At 37.6% G+C, this 24,553-nt stretch carries 24 protein-coding genes, 1 tRNA gene and 1 pseudogene; 3 read left to right on the top strand and 23 right to left on the bottom strand.

Going from position 1 to position 24,553, the window contains the following annotated elements:
- Positions 1 to 218 precede the first annotated feature (218 nt).
- From eno to H624_RS0109205, 8 genes are all read right to left on the bottom strand, one after another.
- Positions 219 to 1,517: a phosphopyruvate hydratase gene (gene eno / locus H624_RS0109240; RefSeq protein ID WP_026867323.1), complete on the bottom strand. Its 1,299-nt coding sequence runs from the start codon at positions 1,515 to 1,517 to the stop codon at positions 219 to 221.
- A 48-nt stretch (positions 1,518 to 1,565) separates the two neighbouring features.
- Complete coding sequence (gene gpmI / locus H624_RS0109235; RefSeq protein ID WP_026867322.1) at positions 1,566 to 3,077, bottom strand: 2,3-bisphosphoglycerate-independent phosphoglycerate mutase; 1,512 nt, start codon at positions 3,075 to 3,077, stop codon at positions 1,566 to 1,568.
- A complete protein-coding gene (gene tpiA, locus H624_RS0109230; protein ID WP_026867321.1) occupies positions 3,070 to 3,828 on the bottom strand; it encodes a triose-phosphate isomerase in 759 nt (252 codons plus the stop codon). The genes gpmI and tpiA overlap by 8 nt, the downstream gene beginning before the upstream one ends.
- Before the next feature lie 3 nt (positions 3,829 to 3,831).
- Entirely contained in the window at positions 3,832 to 5,028 is a 1,197-nt protein-coding gene (locus tag H624_RS0109225; protein WP_035857116.1) for a phosphoglycerate kinase, read from the bottom strand.
- 143 nt (positions 5,029 to 5,171) lie between these two features.
- Positions 5,172 to 5,423 (bottom strand): glutaredoxin family protein, encoded by a 252-nt coding sequence (locus H624_RS0109220; protein WP_026867319.1) that lies wholly within the window; start codon positions 5,421 to 5,423, stop codon positions 5,172 to 5,174.
- A gap of 2 nt (positions 5,424 to 5,425) precedes the next feature.
- The gene (locus H624_RS0109215) at positions 5,426 to 5,887 is read right to left on the bottom strand and encodes a threonine/serine exporter family protein (RefSeq protein ID WP_026867318.1); all 462 of its coding nucleotides are present in this window, start codon (positions 5,885 to 5,887) and stop codon (positions 5,426 to 5,428) included.
- A gap of 11 nt (positions 5,888 to 5,898) precedes the next feature.
- Positions 5,899 to 6,687, bottom strand: coding sequence for a threonine/serine exporter family protein (locus H624_RS12010; protein ID WP_051220557.1), 789 nt, complete (start codon positions 6,685 to 6,687; stop codon positions 5,899 to 5,901).
- A gap of 19 nt (positions 6,688 to 6,706) precedes the next feature.
- Positions 6,707 to 6,778: transfer RNA gene (locus H624_RS0109205), tRNA-Arg, on the bottom strand.
- 197 nt (positions 6,779 to 6,975) lie between these two features.
- Between H624_RS0109205 and clpP the strand changes: the two genes are divergently transcribed.
- Together clpP and H624_RS0109195 are read left to right on the top strand one after the other, a co-directional pair.
- The gene (gene clpP / locus H624_RS0109200; protein WP_026867317.1) at positions 6,976 to 7,560 is read left to right on the top strand and encodes an ATP-dependent Clp endopeptidase proteolytic subunit ClpP; all 585 of its coding nucleotides are present in this window, start codon (positions 6,976 to 6,978) and stop codon (positions 7,558 to 7,560) included.
- An 89-nt stretch (positions 7,561 to 7,649) separates the two neighbouring features.
- Positions 7,650 to 8,564, top strand: coding sequence for a TIGR01777 family oxidoreductase (locus tag H624_RS0109195; RefSeq protein WP_026867316.1), 915 nt, complete (start codon positions 7,650 to 7,652; stop codon positions 8,562 to 8,564).
- A gap of 43 nt (positions 8,565 to 8,607) precedes the next feature.
- On the opposite strand, the gene whiA is transcribed toward H624_RS0109195, so the two are convergent.
- The 15 genes from whiA to H624_RS12645 all read right to left on the bottom strand — a co-directional run bounded on the left by whiA (position 8,608) and on the right by H624_RS12645 (position 24,131).
- Entirely contained in the window at positions 8,608 to 9,552 is a 945-nt protein-coding gene (gene whiA / locus H624_RS0109190) for a DNA-binding protein WhiA (RefSeq protein WP_026867315.1), read from the bottom strand.
- Positions 9,553 to 9,578: 26 nt separating this feature from the next.
- Entirely contained in the window at positions 9,579 to 10,559 is a 981-nt protein-coding gene (locus tag H624_RS0109185) for a gluconeogenesis factor YvcK family protein (protein ID WP_035857104.1), read from the bottom strand.
- Positions 10,546 to 11,430, bottom strand: coding sequence for an RNase adapter RapZ (rapZ, locus tag H624_RS0109180; RefSeq protein WP_026867313.1), 885 nt, complete (start codon positions 11,428 to 11,430; stop codon positions 10,546 to 10,548). The genes H624_RS0109185 and rapZ overlap by 14 nt, the downstream gene beginning before the upstream one ends.
- 89 nt (positions 11,431 to 11,519) lie before the next feature.
- Entirely contained in the window at positions 11,520 to 12,455 is a 936-nt protein-coding gene (trxB, locus tag H624_RS0109175) for a thioredoxin-disulfide reductase (protein ID WP_026867312.1), read from the bottom strand.
- Positions 12,456 to 12,515: 60 nt separating this feature from the next.
- Positions 12,516 to 13,937: a tetratricopeptide repeat protein gene (locus H624_RS0109170; protein ID WP_026867311.1), complete on the bottom strand. Its 1,422-nt coding sequence runs from the start codon at positions 13,935 to 13,937 to the stop codon at positions 12,516 to 12,518.
- Positions 13,938 to 13,940: 3 nt separating this feature from the next.
- Positions 13,941 to 14,420, bottom strand: coding sequence for an acyltransferase (locus H624_RS0109165; RefSeq protein WP_026867310.1), 480 nt, complete (start codon positions 14,418 to 14,420; stop codon positions 13,941 to 13,943).
- 1 nt (position 14,421) lies between these two features.
- The gene (gene lgt, locus H624_RS0109160) at positions 14,422 to 15,309 is read right to left on the bottom strand and encodes a prolipoprotein diacylglyceryl transferase (RefSeq protein ID WP_026867309.1); all 888 of its coding nucleotides are present in this window, start codon (positions 15,307 to 15,309) and stop codon (positions 14,422 to 14,424) included.
- Positions 15,306 to 16,238, bottom strand: coding sequence for an HPr(Ser) kinase/phosphatase (hprK, locus tag H624_RS0109155; RefSeq protein WP_026867308.1), 933 nt, complete (start codon positions 16,236 to 16,238; stop codon positions 15,306 to 15,308). The genes lgt and hprK overlap by 4 nt, the downstream gene beginning before the upstream one ends.
- Before the next feature lie 102 nt (positions 16,239 to 16,340).
- Positions 16,341 to 17,480, bottom strand: a complete 1,140-nt coding sequence (locus tag H624_RS0109150) for a DUF4097 family beta strand repeat-containing protein (RefSeq protein ID WP_026867307.1) — start codon at positions 17,478 to 17,480, stop codon at positions 16,341 to 16,343.
- A gap of 11 nt (positions 17,481 to 17,491) precedes the next feature.
- Positions 17,492 to 20,320, bottom strand: coding sequence for an excinuclease ABC subunit UvrA (uvrA, locus tag H624_RS0109145; RefSeq protein WP_026867306.1), 2,829 nt, complete (start codon positions 20,318 to 20,320; stop codon positions 17,492 to 17,494).
- Between the two features lie 5 nt (positions 20,321 to 20,325).
- Complete coding sequence (gene uvrB, locus H624_RS0109140; protein ID WP_026867305.1) at positions 20,326 to 22,305, bottom strand: excinuclease ABC subunit UvrB; 1,980 nt, start codon at positions 22,303 to 22,305, stop codon at positions 20,326 to 20,328.
- 78 nt (positions 22,306 to 22,383) lie between these two features.
- Positions 22,384 to 22,629 carry a DUF2198 family protein gene (locus H624_RS0109135; RefSeq protein WP_026867304.1) on the bottom strand — a complete coding sequence of 82 codons (246 nt, stop codon included), beginning with the start codon at positions 22,627 to 22,629 and terminating at the stop codon, positions 22,384 to 22,386.
- 5 nt (positions 22,630 to 22,634) lie between these two features.
- Positions 22,635 to 23,270 (bottom strand): YfbR-like 5'-deoxynucleotidase, encoded by a 636-nt coding sequence (locus H624_RS0109130; protein ID WP_026867303.1) that lies wholly within the window; start codon positions 23,268 to 23,270, stop codon positions 22,635 to 22,637.
- Between the two features lie 3 nt (positions 23,271 to 23,273).
- Positions 23,274 to 23,858 (bottom strand): TlpA disulfide reductase family protein, encoded by a 585-nt coding sequence (locus tag H624_RS0109125; protein WP_035857099.1) that lies wholly within the window; start codon positions 23,856 to 23,858, stop codon positions 23,274 to 23,276.
- Between the two features lie 99 nt (positions 23,859 to 23,957).
- Positions 23,958 to 24,131 carry a hypothetical protein gene (locus tag H624_RS12645; protein WP_156889181.1) on the bottom strand — a complete coding sequence of 58 codons (174 nt, stop codon included), beginning with the start codon at positions 24,129 to 24,131 and terminating at the stop codon, positions 23,958 to 23,960.
- 196 nt (positions 24,132 to 24,327) lie between these two features.
- Here H624_RS12645 and H624_RS12795 point away from each other — a divergent pair.
- A pseudogene (locus H624_RS12795) lies at positions 24,328 to 24,553 on the top strand (ISL3 family transposase); the annotation flags it as partial.

Genomic DNA, 24,553 nt, shown 5'->3' with positions numbered 1-24,553 from the left:
GGTGATAAGTGCCGTGATTTTTCATGACTTATCACTGGTTCCACTGCTTTTGGTGATAAGCGCCGCGTTTCTATCAGACTTATCACCGGTTCTACTGTTTTTGGTGATAAGTACTGCGTTTTTAACAGACTTATCACCACCCACTAGACTTCTCATAACCCCACATCACAAAAACCTCCCCTCGACAAAAGCGAGGGGAGGTCATAAATTTCATAGACTTAGATATTTAAGTTATAGAAAGAGTCTAGGCCTTTGTAGGTTGCTGTTTCAAAGAGTTCATCTTCGATACGTAATAGTTGGTTGTATTTCGCAACGCGGTCAGTACGGGATGGTGCACCTGTCTTAATTTGACCCGCATTTGTAGCAACAGCGATATCTGCAATCGTTGTGTCTTCTGTCTCGCCTGAGCGGTGTGAGATGACTGCAGTGTAGCCTGCGCGTTGGGCAGTTTCTATTGCTTCAAATGTCTCTGTCAAAGTACCAATTTGGTTGACTTTAACTAAGATTGAGTTTGCAACACCTTGCTCGATTCCTTCTACAAGTTTTTCAGTGTTTGTAACAAATAGGTCATCACCAACTAATTGAACTGTATCACCAATCTTATCAGTCAATAACTTAGTGCCTGCCCAGTCGTTTTCATCTAAGCCATCTTCGATTGAGATGATTGGATATTTGTCGACCATGGCACTGTACCATTCTACGAGCTCTTCTGAAGAATATGTTTTCCCTTCACCTTTGAGTTCATAGGCACCCGTTTCTTTATTGAAGAATTCACTTGAAGCGGCATCCATTGCTAAAACAATATCAACACCTAATTCGTAGCCTGCAGCTTTAACTGCTTCTCCGATCACTTCGAATGCTTCTTCATTTGATTTAAGGTTAGGTGCGAAACCACCTTCGTCACCTACAGTTGTGCTATATCCTTTACTAGATAAAACTTTCGCTAAGTGATGGAACACTTCTGTCCCCATGCGGAGGCCTTCTTTAAACGAAGACGCTCCAACTGGCATAATCATAAACTCTTGGATATCAATATTGTTATCCGCATGTTCCCCACCGTTGATAATATTCATCATCGGTACAGGCAGTTGTACTGCATTGAAACCACCTAAGTATTTATAGAGCGGCTGACCTAATAGATCTGCTGCAGCTTTACTAACGGCAATTGAGACACCTAAAATCGCATTGGCACCAAGTTTAGCTTTATTTTTAGTACCATCAAGCTGGATGAGCATTTTATCGATAGAGACTTGTTCTAAAACAGAGAAGTCACCATCAATGAGTTCTGGCGCGATAATTCCATTAACATTCTCAACTGCTTCTTCTACACCTTTACCTAAGAAGCGTGATGAATCACCATCACGAAGTTCAACAGCTTCGTATTCTCCAGTAGACGCACCTGAAGGCACTAGTGCTCGGCCAAAGGCGCCACTCTCAGTCAGTACTTCAACTTCGATTGTTGGGTTTCCTCTAGAGTCTAAAACTTCACGTGCATAAACATCTGTAATTAATGGCATGTCATCCTACTCCTTTGTGTTTTTAGTTCGAGTTTATTATAACTTATTTTACGATAAAAGGCTCTCACCAGTCATATCTTTCGGTTGTTCGAGGTCTAACAAATCTAATAAGGTTGGTGCAAGATCAGCTAGACGTCCATCCTCACGTAGATTTTGCTTTGTGTCTGTAACAATAACAGGCACTGGGTTCGTAGTGTGTGCAGTCATCGGCTCACCTGACATTGTTAACACTTCGTCTGAGTTACCATGATCAGCTGTAATGATTGCACGTCCGCCGAGTTCTAAAATTTTGTCGACGACTTGACCGAGACACTTATCGACTGCTTCTAAGGCATCGATTGTTGGCTGCAACATGCCACTATGTCCGACCATATCAGGGTTTGCAAAGTTTAAAATCACTAGATTTAAGTCTTCTGTGTCTAAGGCTTGAATGAGTTGATCCGTGACTTCATAGGCACTCATTTCAGGCTGTAAATCATAAGTTGCAACCTTTGGTGAATCAACAAGAATACGAGATTCGCCTTCAAAGACAGCCTGACGTCCCCCATTCATAAAGTAGGTCACATGCGGATATTTTTCGGTTTCTGCAATTCTCAATTGCTTTAACCCATTATTTTGAATGACTTCACCAATCGTGTTTACTAGATCATCTTTTTCAAAAACGACATTGCTCACTACTGCTGGACTATATTCAGTAAAGGTTGAAACATTTAAGTTTTCAATATCTTTTAGACTGTCTATATGATTAAAACTAGGATTCGTCAAAGCTTCACTAAGTTGAACAGCTCTATCTGGTCTAAAGTTGATGAAGATCACAGCATCATTGTCGTCAATTTTGGCGCCATGACCTACCGTAAATGGTTGGACAAATTCATCAAAAATCTCAGCTTCATACGACGCCCTAACACCCGCTTCTGCTGTATCAAAATGCGGAGCATCGCCGTGAACAAGTGTGTCATAAACAAGTTTCATCCGGTCCCAGCGCTTATCTCTATCCATGGCATAATAACGGCCACTAATGCTTGCAAACTCACCGACGCCAACTTCAGCCATAACCTTTTCAGTTTCTGAAATATAGGTCAGTGCCGAACTTTTAGCAACGTCACGACCATCTAAAAATCCATGAACTACGACATCTTCTAAATTATGTGCCTTAGCCATTCTAAGTATTTCAAACATGTGGCTATAGTGTGAGTGAACACCGCCGTCACTTAATAAGCCCATGATGTGCAGCTTACTACCCTCATTTTTAGCGTGATTAAGTGCATCTAAAAGGACCTTGTTTTGATTGAATTCTCCTGTTTCAATCGCTTTGTTGATACGGGTTAAACTCTGATAGACGATACGCCCTGCACCAATGTTTAAATGTCCGACCTCAGAGTTACCCATCTGTCCATCAGGTAAACCCACATCTAAGCCACTCGCCTTTAAAAGCGAGTGGGGGTATTGATTTTTATAGCGGTCAAAGTTTGGCATGTGTGCTTGTTTTACTGCGTTTCCATATGATTCAGTACGTTCAGCAAAACCATCAAGTATAATTAATGCGGCAAGTTTAGTCATGACTTGATCCATTCAATAAGGCAACAAAATCATTTACTTTTAAAGATGCACCGCCCACTAATGCACCGTCTACATGCGTTTGACGCAACAAGTCTTCAATTGTTGCTGGTTTAACAGAGCCACCGTAAAGTATTCTCACTTTTTCTGCAGTTTTTGAATCATATAGGTTCTCTATAGTGTTTCTAATCACTTCGCACATTTGATTCGCATCATCACTTGACGCACTTTGACCCGTACCAATTGCCCATATTGGTTCGTAGGCGATGACAACCTGAGCAACTTGGTCACGACTAATACCTTCAAGTCCCTTAGACACTTGTTGCCTCACCTTGTCTTCCGCTTGACCCTCATTTCGTTCTTCTTGTGTTTCACCAACACAAGTAATCGGGAACATTCCTGCCTCTAAGACAGCATGATTCTTCTTATTCACATCTTCATCTGTTTCAAAGAATAATTGTCGACGTTCTGAGTGACCAGTAATCACGTAAGTCAATCCTAGATTACTTAACATGCTTGCTGAAATTTCACCCGTGTAGGCACCGTTTTCTTCGAAATAGACATTCTGTGCACCGACTTTAATGTCTGTATCCTGTGTTTTATTTACTAAAACCGTCAAATCGATAAAGGGCGCACACAGCGCCGCTTCTACACTTTTAGGTAGCGTTTCTTTAGTTAATTCATCCATAAAAGCTTCTGTTTCACGGACGTTCATATTCATCTTCCAATTACCAGCAATTAATGGCGTACGCATAAGCTAGTCCTCCTCAACATTGTCTATAGCTTTTAAGCCTGGTAGTTCCTTACCTTCTAAATATTCAAGTGATGCTCCGCCACCTGTGGAGATATGGCTGAATTTATCCTCAAAGCCGAGTTGTTGTGCAGCACTTGCAGAGTCGCCACCACCGATGATTGTAATGGCTTCATCTAAGTCTGCAATCGCTTGGCATACTCCACTTGTGCCTTTGGCAAAATTAGACATTTCAAAGACACCCATTGGGCCATTCCACACAACTGTCTTCGCTCCGTTTAAAGCATCTTCATACAGTTTGATTGTTTTTTCTCCTATGTCTAGTGCCATCATGTCATCAGGAATATTATCAACATCTACCGTTTTAAATTCAGTGTCATTAGAAAATTCCTTCGCAACAACAACATCCACCGGAAGAATTAATCGACCTTCTGCTTGCTCAAGTAAGTCTTCTGCAATCTTGATATTATCTTCTTCTATTAATGAGGTACCGATTGAATGACCTGCAGCTTTAAGAAAAGTATTCGCCATTCCTCCACCGATTAACACCTTATCTGCTTTAGATAGAAGATTCTCAATGACGCTAATTTTATCAGATACTTTCGCACCACCTAAAATTGCTACGAAAGGTGTCTTTGGCTCGTCGACAGCATTACCTATAAACTCAATTTCTTTTTTCATCAAGAAGCCAGAAACGGTTGGTAAATGTTCACTAATGCCTACATTTGATGCATGTGAGCGGTGTGCAGTACCAAATGCATCATTTACAAATACATCTCCAAGTAATGCCCAGTACTTACCAAGCTCTGGATCGTTTTTACTTTCTTTGGAACCGTCTAAATCTTCATATCTTGTATTTTGAATAAGTAAAATTTCACCGTCAGGTAAACTGTTCACAGCTTCTTCTAAGTCCTCACCACGCGTCTTATCGCTGAATAATACTTCCTTGTCCATCAGCTCACTTAAGCGCTTCGCAACAGGTGCGAGTGTGTAAGTTTCTTTATCTTCTTGAGATTTCACACGTCCGAGGTGGGATAGTAGAATGACCTTACCACCTTTTGCTAGAACATAAGAGATAGTTTTAATCGCAGCCTTGATGCGGTTGTCATCTGTAATCTCACCATCTTTTAAGGGCACATTAAAATCTGCTCTAATTAAAACGTTTTTACCTTTTAATTCTACATCGTCAAGAGTCTTTTTCATGAATACGCCTCCAAGTATATATTCAATTTTATTATACATATCTCACTTAGTGATTTAAACTACAAAAGTAATTTTACATTGATGTAAACACATCCATAAAAAAACGGACACCCTTTATAAGGATCTCCGTTAGTATCAAATATTTATTTATGTTCACGTATATAATCATAAATTTTCACAAAATCAAGTACGCCTTCTTGAATGACTTCATCACCATTCGATAAGACAGGAATGCGTACCATGTATTCCTCTTGTAGTTCATCATCTTCGTCGATGTTGACTTCAGTTAATTGAACAAGATCATTTCTTAGTTCAGATAAAGCCAGTCTGATTTGGAGTTTACCTTCATTACATAACGCACAATCGTCACGCATGTAATAAGTAAGATTAAGCATGGTCAAGCCTCTTTCTTCCACAAATTTTTTACTTCACGTTTAAGCGTCTGCATCAATGAATCAATCATTTCAGTGGAGATAATACCCATAGCAATCGCCATGGATACTAAGGCCACTTGGAAGCCGTAAGCTAGCGCTATATCGTATTGGGTCATGACCACACTACGCATGGCATTATACGCTGTACCACCAGGTACCAAAGGAATGATACCACAAGTTATAAAGATGATGACTGGCGCCCTAAGTTTGCGACTGCTTAATATAGAAACCGCAGTCAATACAATAGCCCCTAAGAAGGACGCGATTGGCGCTTCTGCACCGATTTCTGTTGCAATATAGTAAACAATCCAACCTAAAGCACCACTAATACCACCTGCAACAATTGTTCTTCTCGGTGCGTTAAACAGGACGCCAAAACCCGCTGATGCAAAGAAACTTAAAATCAATTGGAAAAAATAAGTCATGATTCTCCCTCCTACATCAACATGAATATGAGACCTACACCTGCACCGATAGCAATCGCAGTTAAGGAAGCCTCAGCACCCTTCATAGTGCCGGCTAGCATGTGGCCACGAATCATTTCTCGAATCGCATTTGTGATTAAGACACCAGGCACTAAGGGCATGACTGCAGCGATAATAATTGTTTCGACATTGACACCTGGACCATAGTTTACATAAAGAACAGAAAATAAAGCAATAAAGAACGAAGCAAAGAATTCATTGAAAAACTTAATTTTGGTATAACGCTGAATACTTTCTGTAATTAAGACTCCTAACATGCCACCAAATGCTGCAATAGGAATGTCCACAATAGTGCCATTAAAAAGAAGTAAAAACATTGCTGATACAATACCACCTGCGATAATCACTAGCCATAGTGGAAACATCTTAGTTTCATGAATCGTTTCAATCGTCTCAATCGCCTCATCAATGGGTAATCCTTTAGTAATTTGTCTAGACAAATCATTAATATTAACGACTTTTTCTAAGTTGTTTGCACGCTCTTCGATACGAATCGTTTGAGAAAGTGCGTAATCATTCATTGATAGTATGATTACTGTTGTTGTCACGAACACTTGGACATTACCGATACCATAGTTGTTAGCCATACGTAGCATCGTATCTTCAATGCGGTAGGTCTCAGCGCCGCTCTCTAATAAGATCTTGCCACTATTTAAACAAACATAGAAGACTTTACGAACAAACTTATCATCTAAACTAACGTCAGGTTTATCGACTGTTTCAAGTGCTTCGACTGACAAATCACTCACCTCTTTTTAGCACCCCCGAGAAGAATTGAACTCCCATCTCAAGAACCGGAATCTTACGTGTTATCCATTACACCACGGGGGTAAAATATAAAAATAACAAAACTCATTATATCAAGAATGATAGGACTATTAAAGCCTTAAATATTGACTCTCTTGGGACGATAGTAATAAGATAAATGTCATATTGATTTAAAGGTTATTATCTTTGACCTTGTTTGACTAATGTGTTATAAATAAATAAGAGATTATGCTAGATTAATAATTTAGGAGGCAAAAAATATGAATTTAATACCTACAGTAATTGAACAAACTAACCGCGGTGAACGTGCATACGATATTTACTCAAGACTGTTGAAGGATAGAATCATCATGATTGGTAGTGCAATTGATGATAACGTTGCAAACTCTGTAGTCAGTCAGCTTCTATTCTTACAAGCTCAAGACTCTGAAAAAGATATCTATCTATATATTAACTCACCAGGTGGTAGTGTCACAGCTGGTATGGCAATCTATGATACGATTCAACACATCAAGCCTGATGTTCAAACAATTAGCTTAGGCCTTGCTGCTTCAATGGGATCATTCCTTTTAACAGCTGGTGCCAAAGGTAAACGCTATGCTTTACCAAATGCTGAGATAATGATTCACCAACCACTAGGTGGTGCTCAAGGTCAGGCGACTGAAATTGAGATCGCAGCTAAACATATCTTACAAACACGTGAAAAACTCAATAAAATCTTAGCTGAACGTACAGGTCAACCACTAGAGAAAATCGAGAAAGATACTGACCGTGATAACTTCATGACAGCTGAAGAAGCTAAAGAATATGGTCTAATCGACCACGTAATGGAACCAGAAAAATAATATATTATGAACGAAAAGCGTTTAGGTCACGTGACTTAAACGCTTTTTTTTATTATTATGAAATTAGAATAAACTCAGGAGGTTGTCTAGTGAATATACTTATTTCCGGTGGAACTGGTTTTATCGGCAGTCATCTTACTAATGTTTTAAAGAAAGATCGCCATCACGTCTATATTTTAAGTCGGCAGTCTAAATCAAGTGAACATCCCTACGTGCATTATATAAAGTACGATGAAGATAACTATAATGATCTATCTTGGACTAAAGAATTACCAGAAGAAATCGATTTAGTCTATAACTTCTCAGGCGCCTCGTTAAATAATAAATGGACAGATTATTATAAAGATTTAATATTATCGAGCCGTTTAAACATGACCAATATGCTCTATCAATGGCTTTTTGATTCTAAAATTAAACCGCTCGCCTTTGTTAATGCAAGTGCAATCGGTTACTATCCGACAAGTAAACTTGTTGAGTATGATGAGTACGACGTCTTGTCACCGAATGACTTCTTATCTACAGTGGTAAATAAGTGGGAAGGTGCTGCGAGACAAATTGAATCTTTAGGTATCCGAACTGTGTATACACGTTTCGGCTTAATCTTATCTCGTGAGGAAGGTGCCTTACCTATTCTCGAAAAATTATATAAGGCAAACTTAGGTGGAAATATTGCTTCTAGTCGTCAGTGGTACTCTTGGATTCACATTGACGATGTCATTAACGCCTTATATTTTGTTGGACTCAACCAAGATATAGATGGACCTGTAAATATTACAGCACCCGTCGCTGTGAGACAAAAGGAATTCTCTAAAGTACTCAGCGCCGTACTCGGCACACCAAATTTCTTTAAAACACCGAACTTCTTGTTAAACAGTTTGCTCGGTGAGCGCTCAATGTTAATTACTGAAGGTCAAAAAGTCCACCCAAGACGCTTGTTAAACAATGAGTTTAAATACTTGTACCCCACTCTAGACCAAGCTTTAGAAGAAATTTATAGTAAATAAAAATTCCCCTGTTCGATAAGGTTACATCGTACAGGGGTTTTAATTAAAATATTTTTTCTTCACCATTGCGGATTTTTTCAGCAATGTCGTCTAACTTTCTAAGCCGATGGTTCACACCTGATTTTGAAATCGGTCCAGTCGATACCGACTCACCGATTTCTTTTAAGGTCATGTCTTGATTATCCACTCGAATTCTAGCGACTTCTCTTAGGCGTTCTGGCAATTCATCTATGCCAATTTCCTCCTCTATAAATTTAATGTTTTCCACTTGTCTCATTGAAGCATTTATCGTCTTATTTAAATTTGCTGTTTCACAGTTTACTAGACGATTGACTGAATTTCTCATATCTCTGACAATACGAATATCTTCAAATTTAAGTAGCGCTTGGTAACCACCTATTAAACTGAGGTAGTCAGAAATCTTTTCTGCTTCTTTTAAGTAGACTAAATAGCCACGTTTTCTATCGATAAATTTCGCATTCAAACCATAGCCATTCATTAAGTCTGTCAGTTCAGCTGCATGATCCTCATAGAGGGTTGCAATTTCTAAATGGTAGGCTGAGGTTTCCGGATTATTTACTGAACCACCTGCTAAGAAGGCCCCTCTTAAGTAGCTTCTTCTGCAGCAATCATTGGCTAGAATTTCATCAGTCACACGGTTTGTTAATAGACCACCTTCAAAAATCTCTAGATCTTTTAATACTGCCATCGCTTCTTTTTTAATTCTACATATATAAACATTATTCTTTTTTAACTTCATTTTTTTACGCACAAGTAAGTCAATTTCTATTTTGTAGACATTTTTTATTAGTGAAAAAATTCGTCTCGCTATTGCCGCATTTTCTGTTTGGACATTGATTACCCACTCATTGTCAAAGTAACTGACTGCACCGTTCATCTTGATCAAGGCAGAAAGTTCACTTTTCATACAGCATTCATCAACTTCAATTCGTGTTAATTCGTTTTTCATTTCGGAAGCAAATGACATGCAACCACTTTCCTTTCAAATTCTACCTAGTACTCTAGTGTTCTTGATTCATCGATAACGATATCGTAGATAATCTCTGCTAGCTTTTCATTGTTATGGCGGACAACGCCTTCATCATCAACAATGATCAACTCGTCATGTGTAATGACTTTTACACCGTTTGCTTCGATTTTATTGCGTTCACTTTCAATAATATGAACGCCTCTTTCTTTGTACGTTGAAGCCATCTGACTATAGACATCTCTTTCATTTAAAATGACATAATCAATGACCTTTCTCTTAATATGTTTTTCAATAGCATAAAGATGGTCATAGGCTGACATGCCCATTGTCTCCCCTGGCTGCTCTAATAAATTTGCGACATATACTTTGATGCCTGTTGAATCCGTAAGTGCCTCTTTAATACCATTAGGTAAGAGATTAGGAATAATGCTTGTATATAGTGAGCCTGGCCCTAAAACGACTATATCAGCTTCCATAATGGCTTCGACTGCAGCAGGTGTTGCATCAATATTCGTTGGAATAAGATAAATTTCTTGAATCTCTTTATTAATCTTTGGAATATAGCTTTCCCCGATAATCAATGAGTCATCTACCATTCTTGCTGCTAATTTTGGACTAACATTAGTAGATGGAATGACTGTACCTTTAACGTTTAAAATTTTGGATAGTTCGCTTACTGCTGTCGCAAAGTCTCCACTTAAGTCATACATTGCTGCTAACATAAGGTTTCCTAGAGAGTGACCTGATATTTCATCCTTTTTAAAACGATAAGTAAACAGACCCTCTAGCATGGGTTCTACTTCACTTAAGGCGGACATTACGTTTCGAATATCTCCTGGAGCTGGCATATCTATCTGATCACGGATAATTCCTGTTGAGCCACCGTCATCTGCAACAGATACAATTGCAGAAATTTCTACAGGATATTTTTTCAATCCACGTGAGAGTACAGATAGTCCAGTTCCACCACCGATTATCGCGATTTTTATTTTAGCTTTCGCCATGAGTGGAACCTTCAATATTTGCATCACGGTGGCTAGTATTAATTTGAAAACTAAAATCATGAGTTAAATCTTCCCCTAGACGTTTAGCTAAGGCAACTGAGCGATGTTGGCCACCTGTACAGCCAATTGCAATCGTCAATTGTGACTTACCTTCTTTAACGTACTGAGGGATTAGATAGTAGATTAAATCAGAAAGTTTTTCATAGAAAGTATCTGTGTCCTGCCATTTCATCACATAATCATAAACCAAAGCATTTAAGCCAGTTAGTGGACGCAAGTCTTCAATGTAGTATGGATTCGGTAAAAATCTTACGTCAAACATCAAATCTGCATCAATCGGCACACCATGCTTAAAACCGAAGCTTACGACGTTGACTGTAAAGAACTCTTCACGTCCTCCACTGTACATACTAAACATCTTATCCTTGAGTTCCTTTGGTGACAGTAAAGTCGTATCTACTATTACTGTCGCACGACTTTTTAAATCATCCAAGATTTGACGCTCTTTCTTAATGGCATCTAAGAGCGCGACACCCTCGTTTAACGGGTGAGCACGACGTGTTTCTTTATAACGGCTAACTAGTCGCTCATCATCTGTATCTAAGAAGATAATTCTAAGCATCAATTCTTTACTGTTCGAAACGAGATTGAGTTGTTGTATTAAATCATCAAAAAATTCTTTTCCTCTTAAGTCTACCCCTATTGCCACTTTCGACATTTTACCATCAACTGAATCCATCAGTTCTACAACCTTGGGTATCAAAATAGGTGGTAGATTATCAATACAAAAATATCCCATATCTTCAATTGCTTCTAATGCTACTGATTTCCCAGAACCACTCATACCTGTCATTATGATTAAACTTTTCATTCGACACACCCTTAAAAGAGATTTAATCTTAGCCTTTGTTTTATACTCATTTTACTATGAAAAATCCCCCATATGGGGGAAATTTTAACTTATTCTTCGTCTTCTAACTTTTCTAAGTAGTGCTGAGCATTTTGAGCTGCTAAACTACCATCGCCAGTGGCAGTAACGATTTGTCTAAGTGATTTCTCTCTAACATCTCCTGCTGCAAAAATTCCAGGAATTTTCGTTTCCATCTCTTCATTGGTTTCAATGTAACCATTGTCATTTAGAATTCCAAGGTCTTTGAATGGTTCTGTAAGAGGCAACATACCAATGTAGATAAACACACCATCGGCCTTGTGTTCATATACTTCACCAGTATTTTTATTTTTAAGTGTGACAGATTGGACTTTACCTTCACCATTAATTGATTGCAGTTCAGTATCCCAAATGAAGTTCATCTTTTCATTTTTAAAGGCTCTATCCTGCAAGATTTTTTGCGCACGTAATTCGTCACGACGGTGAACAACTGTAACTTTACTTGCGTATTTGGTTAGGAAAACACCTTCTTCTACTGCAGAGTCTCCCCCACCAATCACAACGAGTTCACGCTCTTTAAAGAATGCACCGTCACATACTGCACAATAACTTACCCCGCGTCCGCGTAGTAAGTCTTCGCCTGGTACACCAATTGTTTTATATTCTGCACCAGTTGCAATAACGACTGATTTTGTATAAATATCTTCAGATGAAGTTTTTAGGATCTTAATGTCTCCATCTAATTCAACACTTTTAATATCTCCAAATTTGTACTCTGCACCAAATTGCTGAGCATGTTCAAACATTTTTGATGATAATTCGGGTCCAGTAATCATAGTAAATCCTGGGAAGTTTTCTACTTCCTCAGTATTTGCCATCTGTCCACCTGGTACGCCACGTTCTAAAAGCACTGTTTTTAATTCTGCACGAGATGCGTAAACGGCTGCTGTCATTCCTGCAGGACCAGCACCGATGATTACAACATCATAGATCGTCTTTTCGTCCATAGTTTATCTCCTTTAAAAAATTGCTATATACTATTATAGTCACTTAAGGTCATTTATTCATTAAATTTGCTTGAGGTGTTCAATTGCCTTGTTTAAACGATAGTTTGTCGTATTAAAGGTTTCTACCAAATACTTTTTGGTTAACTTTTTCTGTGAACGATAAGTATATAGGACCGCGGCAACATAACTTTCAACATCGTCAAATTCCTTATGCACCTCATATAAGTCATGGAAGATATCAATCCACATTAACAAAGTATCCTCTTCAGTAAAACCTTTATCGTATAGTAATTCTAAACCAATGTGCATACGACCCAATCTCACAAGTTTTAGTCCCTGAAACAAAAACGAAACGTATAATTTTTCATAATCATCAAGTTCTTCTATACGATTCCAGATTGATAAACCGATTATCGCTTCTTTCGGTTCAATTTTAGAAATTAAATATAAGGCAAGCAGTCTTTTATGTTGATCATCATCATTTAAATACTTTTCCTCAAGACTGAGAATTTGGTTAGCCGCTTCTGATTTTTTCCATGGACTAAATTTCTCGTCTAACTGATGGAAGTTTTGCATTTTTGTCCAGTATGATTTAGATTCTTCTGTCTTGCCTAGATGAAATGATGAAAAACTCAGGGCATGTAAGAGCTGGAAGTTCATAACCCTCTGCTTTTTATAGAGCGGGAATAACAAGCGGTAAGCATGTTCATATTTCTGTAGGAAATTTAGCACAAGACCGACTTTAAATCTCGCATCATCATCTAATGGTTCTACGACTTCGAGTTTTTTTAAATATGACTCGTACTTTTCTATCTCATTGGTATGATAGTGAAGTAGCGTCATATGACTCAACGCATGCATGTCAGTCTGATCATCTTCTAATAATTGTTCAAGTAAAGCCCTTGCTTCATCAAACTTATTTAAGAATAGGTAAGCCATGGCCTTTAAGTTTCTAAATTCATTTTCCGTTTGAATGTCGCTTGGTAGTGTTGTTAAATAATCTAGGGCCTCATCGACCTTGGCATTCATAAATAAGTGTTGGAAAATTTGCTGGCCGATAATTCGTTCTGCTTCCTTCTCTAACTCCGCTTCATTATCAATTTCAACTTCAAACATCTCTTCTAGTTGCTGACGATAACTATTATCTTCTGAATACGCAGCATAAGATACTCCATATAAGAATGCCTTATTTGCATCTTGACGAATAATGTTGAGCTCACTCAAAGCTTGAAAATATGAGGCATCATAATCATCTTTTACAAATGCATCGATTAGTAAATGTTCCGCTTCATTTCCGAGTCCATTTTCTGCCATAACATAGGCATACTCTGAGAGATAGTCAGGGTTATCCGGGTTTTTATCGTAGGCTTTTTTTAATAATTGCAAGGCTTCTTTTTTGTTATTTTGCTGCCTTTTCTTAATACCTTGCCTGTAGTAACTCTCTCCGTTTTGATTGAGAGAGATGATGTTGTCTTTATTCATTTTTTACCTCTCCCTTATAATCATCGGATTGCCATAGACGAGTGCATTATCCGGTACATCTTTTGACACGACTGCACCTGCACCTATCTTCACTCCACTACCAATTTTAACCCCTGGTAAAATCGTAACATTTGCACCAATCATCGTATTTTCACCAATGATGACCTTACCAATTCGATATTCATCTACTAAATATTCATGGGTTAATATTGTAGCATTATAGCCTATAATTGAATTTTTACCAATGGTAATTAATTCTGGGAACATGAGGTCTGGCATTGCCTTATAGGCAAAGGATACGTGCTCACCTAATTTTATATTTAATCCCTTTTTATAGAATGCGTGTTTGAGCTGAGTAGATGGCAAAAAACGCCCGATTTCAATGACAATAAAGTTTTTTACGACTTTACCAAAGCGAACCGTACGATATAAATGCCATAATGGATTAATTGTAAAACCACGATATCGCTTTAATTGTCTCATACTACTTCTTCCTTTTTTTCTTCTTATTCACTACTGTTGATTTATTTGAATGTGTCGGTTTATCGCCTTTACTTAAATAATTGCCATATACTTCATTGTACTGTGGCAAGTTATACTGACGGTGTCGATAAATCATCGCACCAATAGCGACCACAATAATTACAATTGAAATTACTTGTGCCGTTCTTAGTAAATCAAAAATCATTAAACTATCTGTACGCATGCCTTCTATAAAGAATCGGCCGATTGAATAGTATACCAGATAAACAAGAATTGTATCACCTAGTTTTAATTTTTGACGAATTAACAATAGTATAACTACACCAATAATACTCCAGACTGACTCATATAAGAATGTCGGATGATAGTATGTACCGTCTATATTCATATGGTTAATTATAAATTCTGGAATCATTAAATTCTCTAAGAAATCTCTAGATACAGGTCCACCGTGTGCTTCTTGGTTAATAAAGTTCCCCCAACGACCAATAGCTTGGCCTAACAAAATACTCGGAGCGGCGATATCTGCAATTTGAAAGAAACTGTACCCTTTTTTCTTAGTATAAATTAAGCCCGCTAAAAATCCACCGATGAGTCCGCCATGTATCGCCATGCCACCCTCATAAACTTTTATAATATCAATAGGATTATAGAGATAATAATCAAGGTTAAATAAGACATAATATAATCTCGCACCAATTAGAGAGAAGATAATGATGTACATCATTAAGTCCATAAATAAATCATCAGGTAGGCCTCTTTTGATTGTCTCTCTTTTTGCTAAAAAGTACCCTAGAATCATTCCTGTGAGTATGATAATTCCGTACCAGTGGATGGACAAAGGGCCTAGTGAAATCGCAACCGGATCTATGGCAGCATTTAAAATCATTTCGTGTTGCCTCCATTATCTTTTATCTTTTGATTCAATCTTTCATTAAATTCAACTGCTGCATTATGTCCCATCTGGTTCAATCTGTGATTCATTGCAGCCACTTCAATTATACCAGCAAGACTACGCCCCGGACGAATTGGGATGACTTTTCTGGTCACTTCAGAATTTAAGATTTTAATCTTCTTATCCTCCAAACCAAGTCGGTCATAAGTATTCTTGTCTTCCCAGTTTTCTAAATGAACGTTTAGCATGACTCGTTTTTCAGTTAGTATACATCCTGCACCAAAGAGTGTCATTATATTGATAATTCCCAACCCACGAATTTCTAACAGATGCTGGATCAATTCTGGCGCAGATCCCATCAGTACATTCTTTGTTACTTCCTTGATTTCAACATTATCATCTGCAACGAGTCGATGCCCATTTTTAATTAACTCCAAAGCTGTCTCACTCTTACCAATACCTGAGTCACCTGTAATGAGCACTCCAATTCCATACACATCAACTAAAACACCATGCATATTTGTTTCTGGTGCGAGTTCTTTTTCTAAATATGTTGTAATACGACTAGTGAAATTTGTCGTATTATCTTCTGTCGTTAATAAAGCAGTGTTCGTTATGTTACATGCTTCTATTAATTCTAGAGGCGGCTGTAAACTTCTCGTCACTATGATGCATGGTGTTTCTTTACGACATAATCGTTTCGCACGATCTTCGCGTTCATCATCTGAAAGCACACGTTCAAAAAATGATATTTCTGTCATACCTAATATCTGTACTCGCTCTGATGAATAGTGAGAAAAGTAACCAGCGACCTCGAGACCAGGGCGAGACAAATCAAAGCTTGGAATCTCGTTTTCTAAGCCACCGTTACCTCCCCAAATTTTCAAATTAAAATGTTCCACTAAATCGTTCACTGTTAGCATAAAACACCGCCTCTAACTAATATTCTTTATGGGCAAATAGATTTAATAATATTATAACAAAAAATGGGCTGGCAAAAGCCAACCCATTACCTTTAATAGTTCTTAACTGCGATGTAAGGTCACGCTACCTACTTTAGTTCCCACTTCTAAGAATAATCCTTCCTCGTCACTATCGTTGACAAGCATGAGTTCTTTAAAGCCGATATCTTGATGTTTCATGAATCGAGCATCGACTTCTGGTGGGTAATTGATTTGACCAAGTACAGTAGATAAACGCCCTTCTAATGGTTTACCTTGTGGCACACTAATATTAATGCTACCCATATTTGAATTAATTGTCGCTTCTTCTGTACTGTTCTTAAGTGCTAAATTAACAGAACCATTTGAAGAAATTTCAATCGCTTTAGCATTTAGATTGTCTGTCATAATTGTGCCGAGCATTGAAATGACCTCGATGTTTTGATAATCACCTTCTCGGACCTTCACATTTCCTCTTGAAGTTCTTAAAAATGCACTCTTAGCTTCTACGTTAGAAAGATCAATATCACCATTTAGTATATCAATTGTTGCGTCCTGGAATTCCTTATCTTGGATCGATACACTACCATTTGATGCGGCAAGAATAATACGTTTTAAAACATCTTGTGTCACTTCAACTACGACGTTTACACGTGCTGATTTAACATCTGAAACGATGACCAGCTCACCATTTCTAACATCACAGATGATATCCTGGAAGTAGTTTTTCTTCGTATCTAATTTTCTATAGAATGGTGTCACTTCAAATTTAACGACATTCGTATTTTCAGCTGGTTTTAACTCAATATTACCATTAGCAATATCGAGTGATATACTAGAAAATTCTTCATCAATCGTTTCGATAAGACGATTTTTAGGCCCTTTTGAAAACAGTGTATCGAATGATGAACCCACTGAATCAAATGCTTTTTCAAGGCCATCAAATACTTGTTTTGTTTGTCTTTGGTTGCCAAATTTATTTTTTACATTTGAGTAGGTGTCTGTCACTTTGTCTTTATTTACATACTTGTTAAACTCGTCGACAAATTGATTAATATAATCGTTAAATACGCCTTTATCTGAGTCTGACTGTTCTTCTGAAGTCTCTTGTTGTTGCTTGGATTTCTCCTTCTTATCATTTAAAGCAGACATGAGTTCTATTGCTTCCGATGAAGAAATTTTTCCTTCTTCTAGCATTTTTAAGATACGTTCCTTACTTTCCACTTATATCCCTCCTAATGATTTCTGTTCAACCATTTCTTCAAGTATTGACCTGTATAACTCTTATCTTCCTTCATTACATCCTCTACTGTACCACTTACGACGATGTTTCCGCCACCCTCGCCACCTTCAGGGCCAAGATCAGTGATGTGGTCAGCAACTTTTATAACATCGAGGTTATGCTCAATGATGATGACTGTATCACCTTGCTCAACGAGACGTTGGATCACTTCAAGTAGGTTCTTAATATCTTCAGAGTGGAGTCCTGTCGTCGGTTCATCCATTATATAAAGCGTCTTACCGTTTGAACGACGATGTAACTCGCTCGCAAGTTTCACCCTTTGAGCTTCACCACCAGATAATGTTGTTGCAGGTTGTCCAAGTCTCACATATCCAAGGCCAACATCTAACAAGGTTTTAATCTTTCTCTTAATTTTAGGGAGGTTTTCAAAGAAATAATATGCTTCTTCAACAGTCATTTTTAAGACATCCGCTATACTCTTATCTTTGTATTTCACTTCTAAAGTTTCTCTATTATATCTTTTACCATGACACACTTCACAAGGTACAAAAACATCTGGTAAAAAGTGCATCTCAATACGTAAGATACCATCACCTTTACACGCTTCACAGCGTCCTCCTTTGACGTTGAAACTAAAGCGTCCTTTAGAATAGCCTCTTACTTTTGCTTCGTTCGTTTGTGCAAAAACATCTCTGATGTCATCGAAGACGCCTGTATAAGTTGCAGGGTTACTTCTTGGTGTACGTCCAATTGGGGATTGATCGATGTCGATAATTTTATCAATATGTTCAATGCCGTCTACACTTGTATGTTCTCCTGGTAATTCCTTAGTATTATAAAGTTTTTGATGTAGACTCTTATAAAGAATTTCGTTGATCAATGTACTTTTACCTGAGCCAGAAACACCAGTCACAACATTAAGCACACCTAAAGGAATATTCACATTGATGTTTTTCAAATTATTCTCTTTGGCACCCTTAATTTTAAAGACGCGTTTTTTATCTGGTTTTCTATAGTGTTCTGGCAGTGGAATTGATCTTCTTCCACTTAAGTATTGACCAGTGAGTGATGCATCGTTGTCCATCACTTCCTTAGGTGTACCTTCTGCTACAACCGTTCCACCGTGTTCACCAGCACCAGGCCCAATATCAATCAGATGGTCACTTGCGAGCATCGTGTCTTCATCATGTTCAACAACAATAAGCGTATTTCCGAGTTCAGTCATCTCTTTTAATGTACTGATTAAGCGGTCATTGTCTCTTTGATGTAGGCCAATAGATGGCTCATCTAAGATATATAAGACCCCGCTCAACTGTGAACCAATTTGTGTTGCCAGTCTTATTCTCTGTGCTTCTCCACCAGATAAAGTACCGCTCTTACGGCTCAATGTTAAGTAATCTAAACCAACATTTCTTAAGAAAGATAAGCGACTGTTGATCTCTTTAAGTATCGGTTGAGCAATTTCTTCATTTTGAGCTGATAGGGATATATCTTTAAAGAATTCTAAGGAGTCTATGACAGACTGTTCAGATGTTTGACCGATATGCTGACCATCCACCTTAACAGCGAGTGCTTCTTCATTCAGTCTATAACCATCACATGTTTTACATTGAATTTCTCTCATGTATTGACTCATGACATTTCTCGTATATTCAGATGGGCTCTCATTGTAACGACGTTCTATATTACTTAAGACACCTTCAAAAGGCATTTCTCTCGTTCTTTCCACACCATTATCTTGCTTGAATGAAAACTTAACTAGCTCATCTGAGCCTTTGAAAATTATTTCTTTATCTTTTTTACTTAAGTCTTTAAACGGTACTTTCATATCGATTTTGAAATGTGCTGCTGCCTGACTAAGCAATTGCATATAGTAAGTCGATGATATCGGTTGCCAAGTGACAATTGCCCCTTCTTCTAACGTTAAATTTGGGTCAGGCACAACGAGCGCTTCATCTACTGACATTTTCATTCCCAAGCCATCACAAGTTGGGCAAGCACCATAAGGTGCGTTAAATGAAAAGAGTCTAGGTTCTAATTCAGAAATTGTAAAGCCACATTCTGGACAGGAGAAGTGCTCTGAAAAATGCAAGTCTTCGCCATCGATAACGTTAATTGTCACATTGCCACCGGACTTGTCTAAAGCGACTTGTAGCGAGTCACTCAAGCGTGTTTCAATGCCATCCCTAACTGCTAGACGATCAATAACAACATCGATATCATGCTTCTTGTTTTTTTCTAATTCAGGTACTGATTCAATGTCATACATCTCACCGTCCACCACGACTCTAGCGTATCCTTCTTTACTTAAGGATGTTATTAATTGTTTGTGCTGTCCTTTTTTTCCTCTAGCCAATGGTGCAAATATTTGAATACGAGTACGTTCTTCTAACTGCATAATCGTATCTGTCATCTCTTCAATTGTCTGAGAAGAAATTTCGATATTATGAATCGGACAATATGGTGTGCCTGCTCTTGCGTAAAGCAATCTTAAATAATCATAGATTTCAGTAATCGTTGCAACAGTAGAGCGTGGGTTATTGCTCGTTGTCTTTTGGTCGATAGAAATTGCTGGCGACAATCCTTCAATCGTATCAACATCGGGTTTAGACATTTGTCCTAAAAATTGTCGTGCATATGAACTTAAAGATTCTACATATCTTCTTTGTCCTTCAGCATAGATCGTGTCGAAGGCTAAAGATGATTTCCCAGAGCCAGATAAACCCGTCATAACGACGAGCTTATCTCTAGGTATTTCAAGATTTACATCTTTTAAATTATTTTCTCTCGCACCTTTGATGCTTATAAATGGATTTTTCATGTCATTCACCCTTCTGCTTGAATCTCAAATATCGCGTCTCTTAATTCTGATGCAGTTTCAAAGTCTAGATTGCGTGCAGCTTCTTTCATTTCCTTATCTAACTTATCAAGAAGCTTTTGTCTCTCTGATTTGGTCATTTTCTTAGTCGGCGAAGTTTTCTTAGTCACTTTAGTGTTGTCTTCTTTAATGTCAACGTGAGCACTGATGACATCTCTAATTTCTTTTTGAATCGTTGTTGGTGTAATATTGTGTGCCTCGTTAAAGGCGATTTGTTTCTCACGGCGTCTTTCGGTTTCATCTAGTGCGTAACGCATAGAATCAGTTATCTTATCGGCATACATAATAACATGACCGTTACTATTACGTGCAGCACGTCCGATTGTTTGAATCAATGAACGTTCAGATCTTAGGAAACCTTCTTTATCTGCATCTAATATTGTCACAAGTGAAACTTCTGGTATATCTAAACCTTCTCTTAATAGGTTAATACCAACTAAAACATCGTAAGTACCCATGCGTAGCTCTCTAATAATTTCAATGCGCTCTAATGTTTTTATTTCAGAGTGAAGGTATTGAACTTTAATGCCGGCTTCTTTTAGATAAGTCGTTAAATCCTCTGACATTTTTTTAGTGAGTGTCGTGACTAGGACACGTTCATTTTTCTCCATACGGTCATGGATTTCAGCGAGTAAGTCGTCGATTTGGTGTTCTGATGGTCTGACATCAATTGTCGGATCAAGTAAGCCTGTTGGTCGTATGATCTGTTGAACCATTTTTTTAGTATGCTCAATTTCATAAGGTCCAGGCGTCGCAGAGACATAAAGTAATTGATCGGCCTTCTCTTCAAACTCAGAAAATTTTAATGGTCTATTGTCCAAGGCACTTGGTAATCTAAATCCATGATCAACTAGCACTTGTTTTCTCGCCTTATCCCCGTTATACATACCCCTAATTTGTGGTACTGTCACATGGGATTCATCAATCATAATTAAAAAATCTTTGAAGTAGTCGAGTAATGTATAAGGTGTTGAGCCTAAATCTCTAAGTGTAGTATGAACAGAATAGTTTTCAATTCCAGAACAAAAGCCCATCTCTCTCATCATCTCAAGGTCATAATTTGTTCTTTGTTCTAGTCTTTGGGCTTCAAGTAGCTTGTCTTCCGCTCTAAGGTTTTTTAATTGTTCATCTAATTCTTTTTCAATTCTCTCAATTGCAACTTTCATTTTTTCCTCACGGGTAACGAAGTGGGATGCAGGGAAGATTGCAAAATGCTCAAGTTCAGAGAATATCTCACCAGTTAAGTAGTCAATTTCACGTATTCGGTCGATTTCATCTCCGAAGAATTCAACACGAATACATTTTTCATCTCTTGATGCTGGGAATACTTCAACTATGTCTCCACGGACTCTAAAAGTTCCGCGTTTAAAATCAATATCGTTTCTCGCATATTGAATATCGACGAGTTTTCTTAAAAATTGATTACGATCGAGTTCCATACCGGTTCTAATACTGACAACTAAGTCTCTATATTCATCTGGATTACCTAAACCATAAATACAAGATACGGATGAAATAATGATAACGTCATCACCTTCAAATAAGGCACTAGTTGCAGAGTGCCTTAACTTATCAATTTCATCATTAATCGATGCATCTTTTTCTATAAAAGTATCCGTACTTGGGACATAGGCTTCTGGTTGGAAATAATCATAGTAGGATACAAAATACTCAACTCTGTTGTTTGGGAAGAACTCTTTAAATTCACTGTACAGTTGCCCAGCCAGCGTTTTGTTATGTGCGATGATCAGGGTTGGCTTACCAACCTTTTGAATCACTTGGCTCATTGTATACGTCTTACCTGTTCCAGTAGCACCTAATAAAGTCTGGTGTCTTTGGCCAGAGTTTATTTGTTCTACAAGCTCATCTATTGCCTGAGGCTGATCTCCAGCCGGCTCAAATTTAGAAACTAACTCAAACTTAGCCATTGTTTCGCCTCCACATATTTATCTATACTAGTCTAACAAAAAAAGAGTAAAAATGACAAACATTTGTTCGGTCTTTTTTCACTCTTCTTCATCATTATTAAATTGATCTAACGTAAAAATCTCTACTATAATGTAACCAACAAAAATCGAAGCTGAATCAATGTAAATTACCCAATCACTCGGGTAAAACCCTCTGTAAATAGAAGCACCGAACAATACGAATGTTAGTAAAACAGCGACATACTTATTTCTTGTGAGTCTTGTAAAAACAACCACAGTGACTGCGGGTACCACCATGGCCATCATGTACCAATAAAGGTCCATAATTCTTACTCCCTATTTAAAATCGCATTGGTGATTTCAAAAAGTTCATCTTTTGGAATAAATCTTTCTTTGAGCATTTCTGTTAGAATGTTATCTAAGAAATCTTGAACCGACACCAAATGATCAAAGCGCTTAATGGTTGCTAACGATTCCTCGTATATCTCAAAGAATAAAGGCTCGGGATTTCTCTTTTGGATTTCTCCGAAAGACTCATATAAAAGATCGATTTTATCCGCCACCGAGAGTATTTGACCTTCAAGTGTGCTATCTTTTCCTTCTTTTAAACGTTCCTTATATATCACTTGATATTCTGGGGGAAATTCTGTTTCTATAAATTTAGTTGTCATCGTTTCTTCAACTTCTAAAAATAATGAATTTAGTTCTAGAGACGCATATTTTACAGGCGTTTTTATATCACCAGTGAAAATCTCCGGATAGTCATGGTTGAGTGCTTTTTCATACAGCGCACGCCAATCTATGGTACTCCCGTGATATTCTTCTACTGTACCTAAATACTGTGCAATTTTTGTCACTTTGAATGAGTGAGCCGCAACGTTATGCTCTTGGTATTTAAACTTACCAGGACAGCGTATGAGTTTTTCTAAGTCACTCAGACTTTTAAAGTATTGGTGTACTCCCATTATTTAACGCTCCTTTACATAGTTAACATAGTCTGTGATTAGGTCGGGACTAATCTCACCTATGTAGGCTCTAATTACTTCACCTTCTGAATCTAAGAAGAATGTTGTTGGCATTAAGCTGATTTTGAATTCATCCGTTACTGCTGCTTCGTTCGTTAATTCATAAACAGGATATGATACCTCAAACTGATCAAGGAATTCATCACGATTGGCAGTACTATCATCGATATTTACACCGACAACTTGAACATCTGAGTCAGCTGTTTGACTGGCATATTCATTTAACTCTGGGGTCTCACGTTTACATGGATCACACCATGATGCAAAGAAATTAACAACAGTCACCTTATTATCTGCTACCAGTGACTCAAGTGACTGATCACTATTTATTACTACTTCAGATTCCATATTTAGAGCATTTAAACCAACAGCATGGTGATTATCTCTACCTTCAGAATCTTGTAGTGTTTTTAAACTCTGTTCTCTTAGTTCCTCATCAGAGACATTGATGACAGCACCAATACTGACCCCCACAACTAAGAAGAACACGATAAAAACAACACCAATAATTATTTTCCTTAAAGACATACTGAAAGTCCTCTCGCATTCATTTTATTCATTTTACCATAAAGTTAATTCTACGAAAGTTAAGAATGTATGAACTGTCAACGAATGTCTTTTATTTGCTTAGACACGATGTCGATTCTTTTCTTGATCCTTCTTCCATTGTTTCATTTGTTTATCCACATATTCATCTACTTTATTAATCTTTTTAAAAGTGAGCACATTAATCGTACTCATAATTAATAAAGAAGAGAGCGGTACAGAAGTCCCACTGGATTTTGGTGTAATATTACTCACAATGTTCACCCTCCTATATGTCAAATAACCGTTTTGTTATGAAAGTATTCAAGAATAGAGTTTTTTTGGCTCTATAATAAATACGGTTGATGACTAAAAATCATCAACCGTATTTTTCTATAAAATGATACAAAAATAGCGCAAATGTTCTTATACTAAAGTCACCACAACTCAATAGAAAGGAACATTTACGCCTATGACTCATTTTATATCATCTTTACTTCAAATTAAAGAGCCTAATCTCGATTATACAAAGTCCACTGTTGAAGAAGTTTTCTATAAGGGTATTAAGTCCCTATTTATCACTGCCAAACTCACATATAATCCGACACATTGTCCAGCGTGTGGATGTATCAATGCCGATTATAGTATTGTCAAAAATGGCACGCGTACATCCCGAATCACCTTACCGCATGTTTCAG

Source organism: Jeotgalicoccus marinus DSM 19772, from assembly GCF_000425825.1.
In the GTDB taxonomy this organism is placed as follows: domain Bacteria; phylum Bacillota; class Bacilli; order Staphylococcales; family Salinicoccaceae; genus Jeotgalicoccus; species Jeotgalicoccus marinus.
The sequence above is the reverse complement of the archived record's forward strand: the minus strand, read 5'-3'. Positions and strand labels throughout refer to the sequence as shown.

Excerpts from the sequence above, each read along its gene's own strand:
- eno (WP_026867323.1), bottom strand. The coding sequence starts at position 1,517 with ATGCCATTAATTACAGATGTTTATGCACGTGAAGTTTTAGACTCTAGA.
- gpmI (WP_026867322.1), bottom strand. The coding sequence starts at position 3,077 with ATGACTAAACTTGCCGCATTAATTATACTTGATGGTTTTGCTGAACGT.
- tpiA (WP_026867321.1), bottom strand. The coding sequence starts at position 3,828 with ATGCGTACGCCATTAATTGCTGGTAATTGGAAGATGAATATGAACGTC.
- H624_RS0109225 (WP_035857116.1), bottom strand. The coding sequence starts at position 5,028 with ATGAAAAAGACTCTTGACGATGTAGAATTAAAAGGTAAAAACGTTTTA.
- H624_RS0109220 (WP_026867319.1), bottom strand. The coding sequence starts at position 5,423 with ATGCTTAATCTTACTTATTACATGCGTGACGATTGTGCGTTATGTAAT.
- H624_RS0109215 (WP_026867318.1), bottom strand. The coding sequence starts at position 5,887 with ATGACTTATTTTTTCCAATTGATTTTAAGTTTCTTTGCATCAGCGGGT.
- clpP (WP_026867317.1), top strand. The coding sequence starts at position 6,976 with ATGAATTTAATACCTACAGTAATTGAACAAACTAACCGCGGTGAACGT.
- whiA (WP_026867315.1), bottom strand. The coding sequence starts at position 9,552 with ATGTCATTTGCTTCCGAAATGAAAAACGAATTAACACGAATTGAAGTT.
- H624_RS0109185 (WP_035857104.1), bottom strand. The coding sequence starts at position 10,559 with ATGGCGAAAGCTAAAATAAAAATCGCGATAATCGGTGGTGGAACTGGA.
- rapZ (WP_026867313.1), bottom strand. The coding sequence starts at position 11,430 with ATGAAAAGTTTAATCATAATGACAGGTATGAGTGGTTCTGGGAAATCA.
- trxB (WP_026867312.1), bottom strand. The coding sequence starts at position 12,455 with ATGGACGAAAAGACGATCTATGATGTTGTAATCATCGGTGCTGGTCCT.
- H624_RS0109170 (WP_026867311.1), bottom strand. The coding sequence starts at position 13,937 with ATGAATAAAGACAACATCATCTCTCTCAATCAAAACGGAGAGAGTTAC.
- H624_RS0109165 (WP_026867310.1), bottom strand. The coding sequence starts at position 14,420 with ATGAGACAATTAAAGCGATATCGTGGTTTTACAATTAATCCATTATGG.
- lgt (WP_026867309.1), bottom strand. The coding sequence starts at position 15,309 with ATGATTTTAAATGCTGCCATAGATCCGGTTGCGATTTCACTAGGCCCT.
- hprK (WP_026867308.1), bottom strand. The coding sequence starts at position 16,238 with ATGCTAACAGTGAACGATTTAGTGGAACATTTTAATTTGAAAATTTGG.
- uvrA (WP_026867306.1), bottom strand. The coding sequence starts at position 20,320 with ATGAAAAATCCATTTATAAGCATCAAAGGTGCGAGAGAAAATAATTTA.
- uvrB (WP_026867305.1), bottom strand. The coding sequence starts at position 22,305 with ATGGCTAAGTTTGAGTTAGTTTCTAAATTTGAGCCGGCTGGAGATCAG.
- H624_RS0109135 (WP_026867304.1), bottom strand. The coding sequence starts at position 22,629 with ATGGACCTTTATTGGTACATGATGGCCATGGTGGTACCCGCAGTCACT.
- H624_RS0109130 (WP_026867303.1), bottom strand. The coding sequence starts at position 23,270 with ATGGGAGTACACCAATACTTTAAAAGTCTGAGTGACTTAGAAAAACTC.
- H624_RS0109125 (WP_035857099.1), bottom strand. The coding sequence starts at position 23,858 with ATGTCTTTAAGGAAAATAATTATTGGTGTTGTTTTTATCGTGTTCTTC.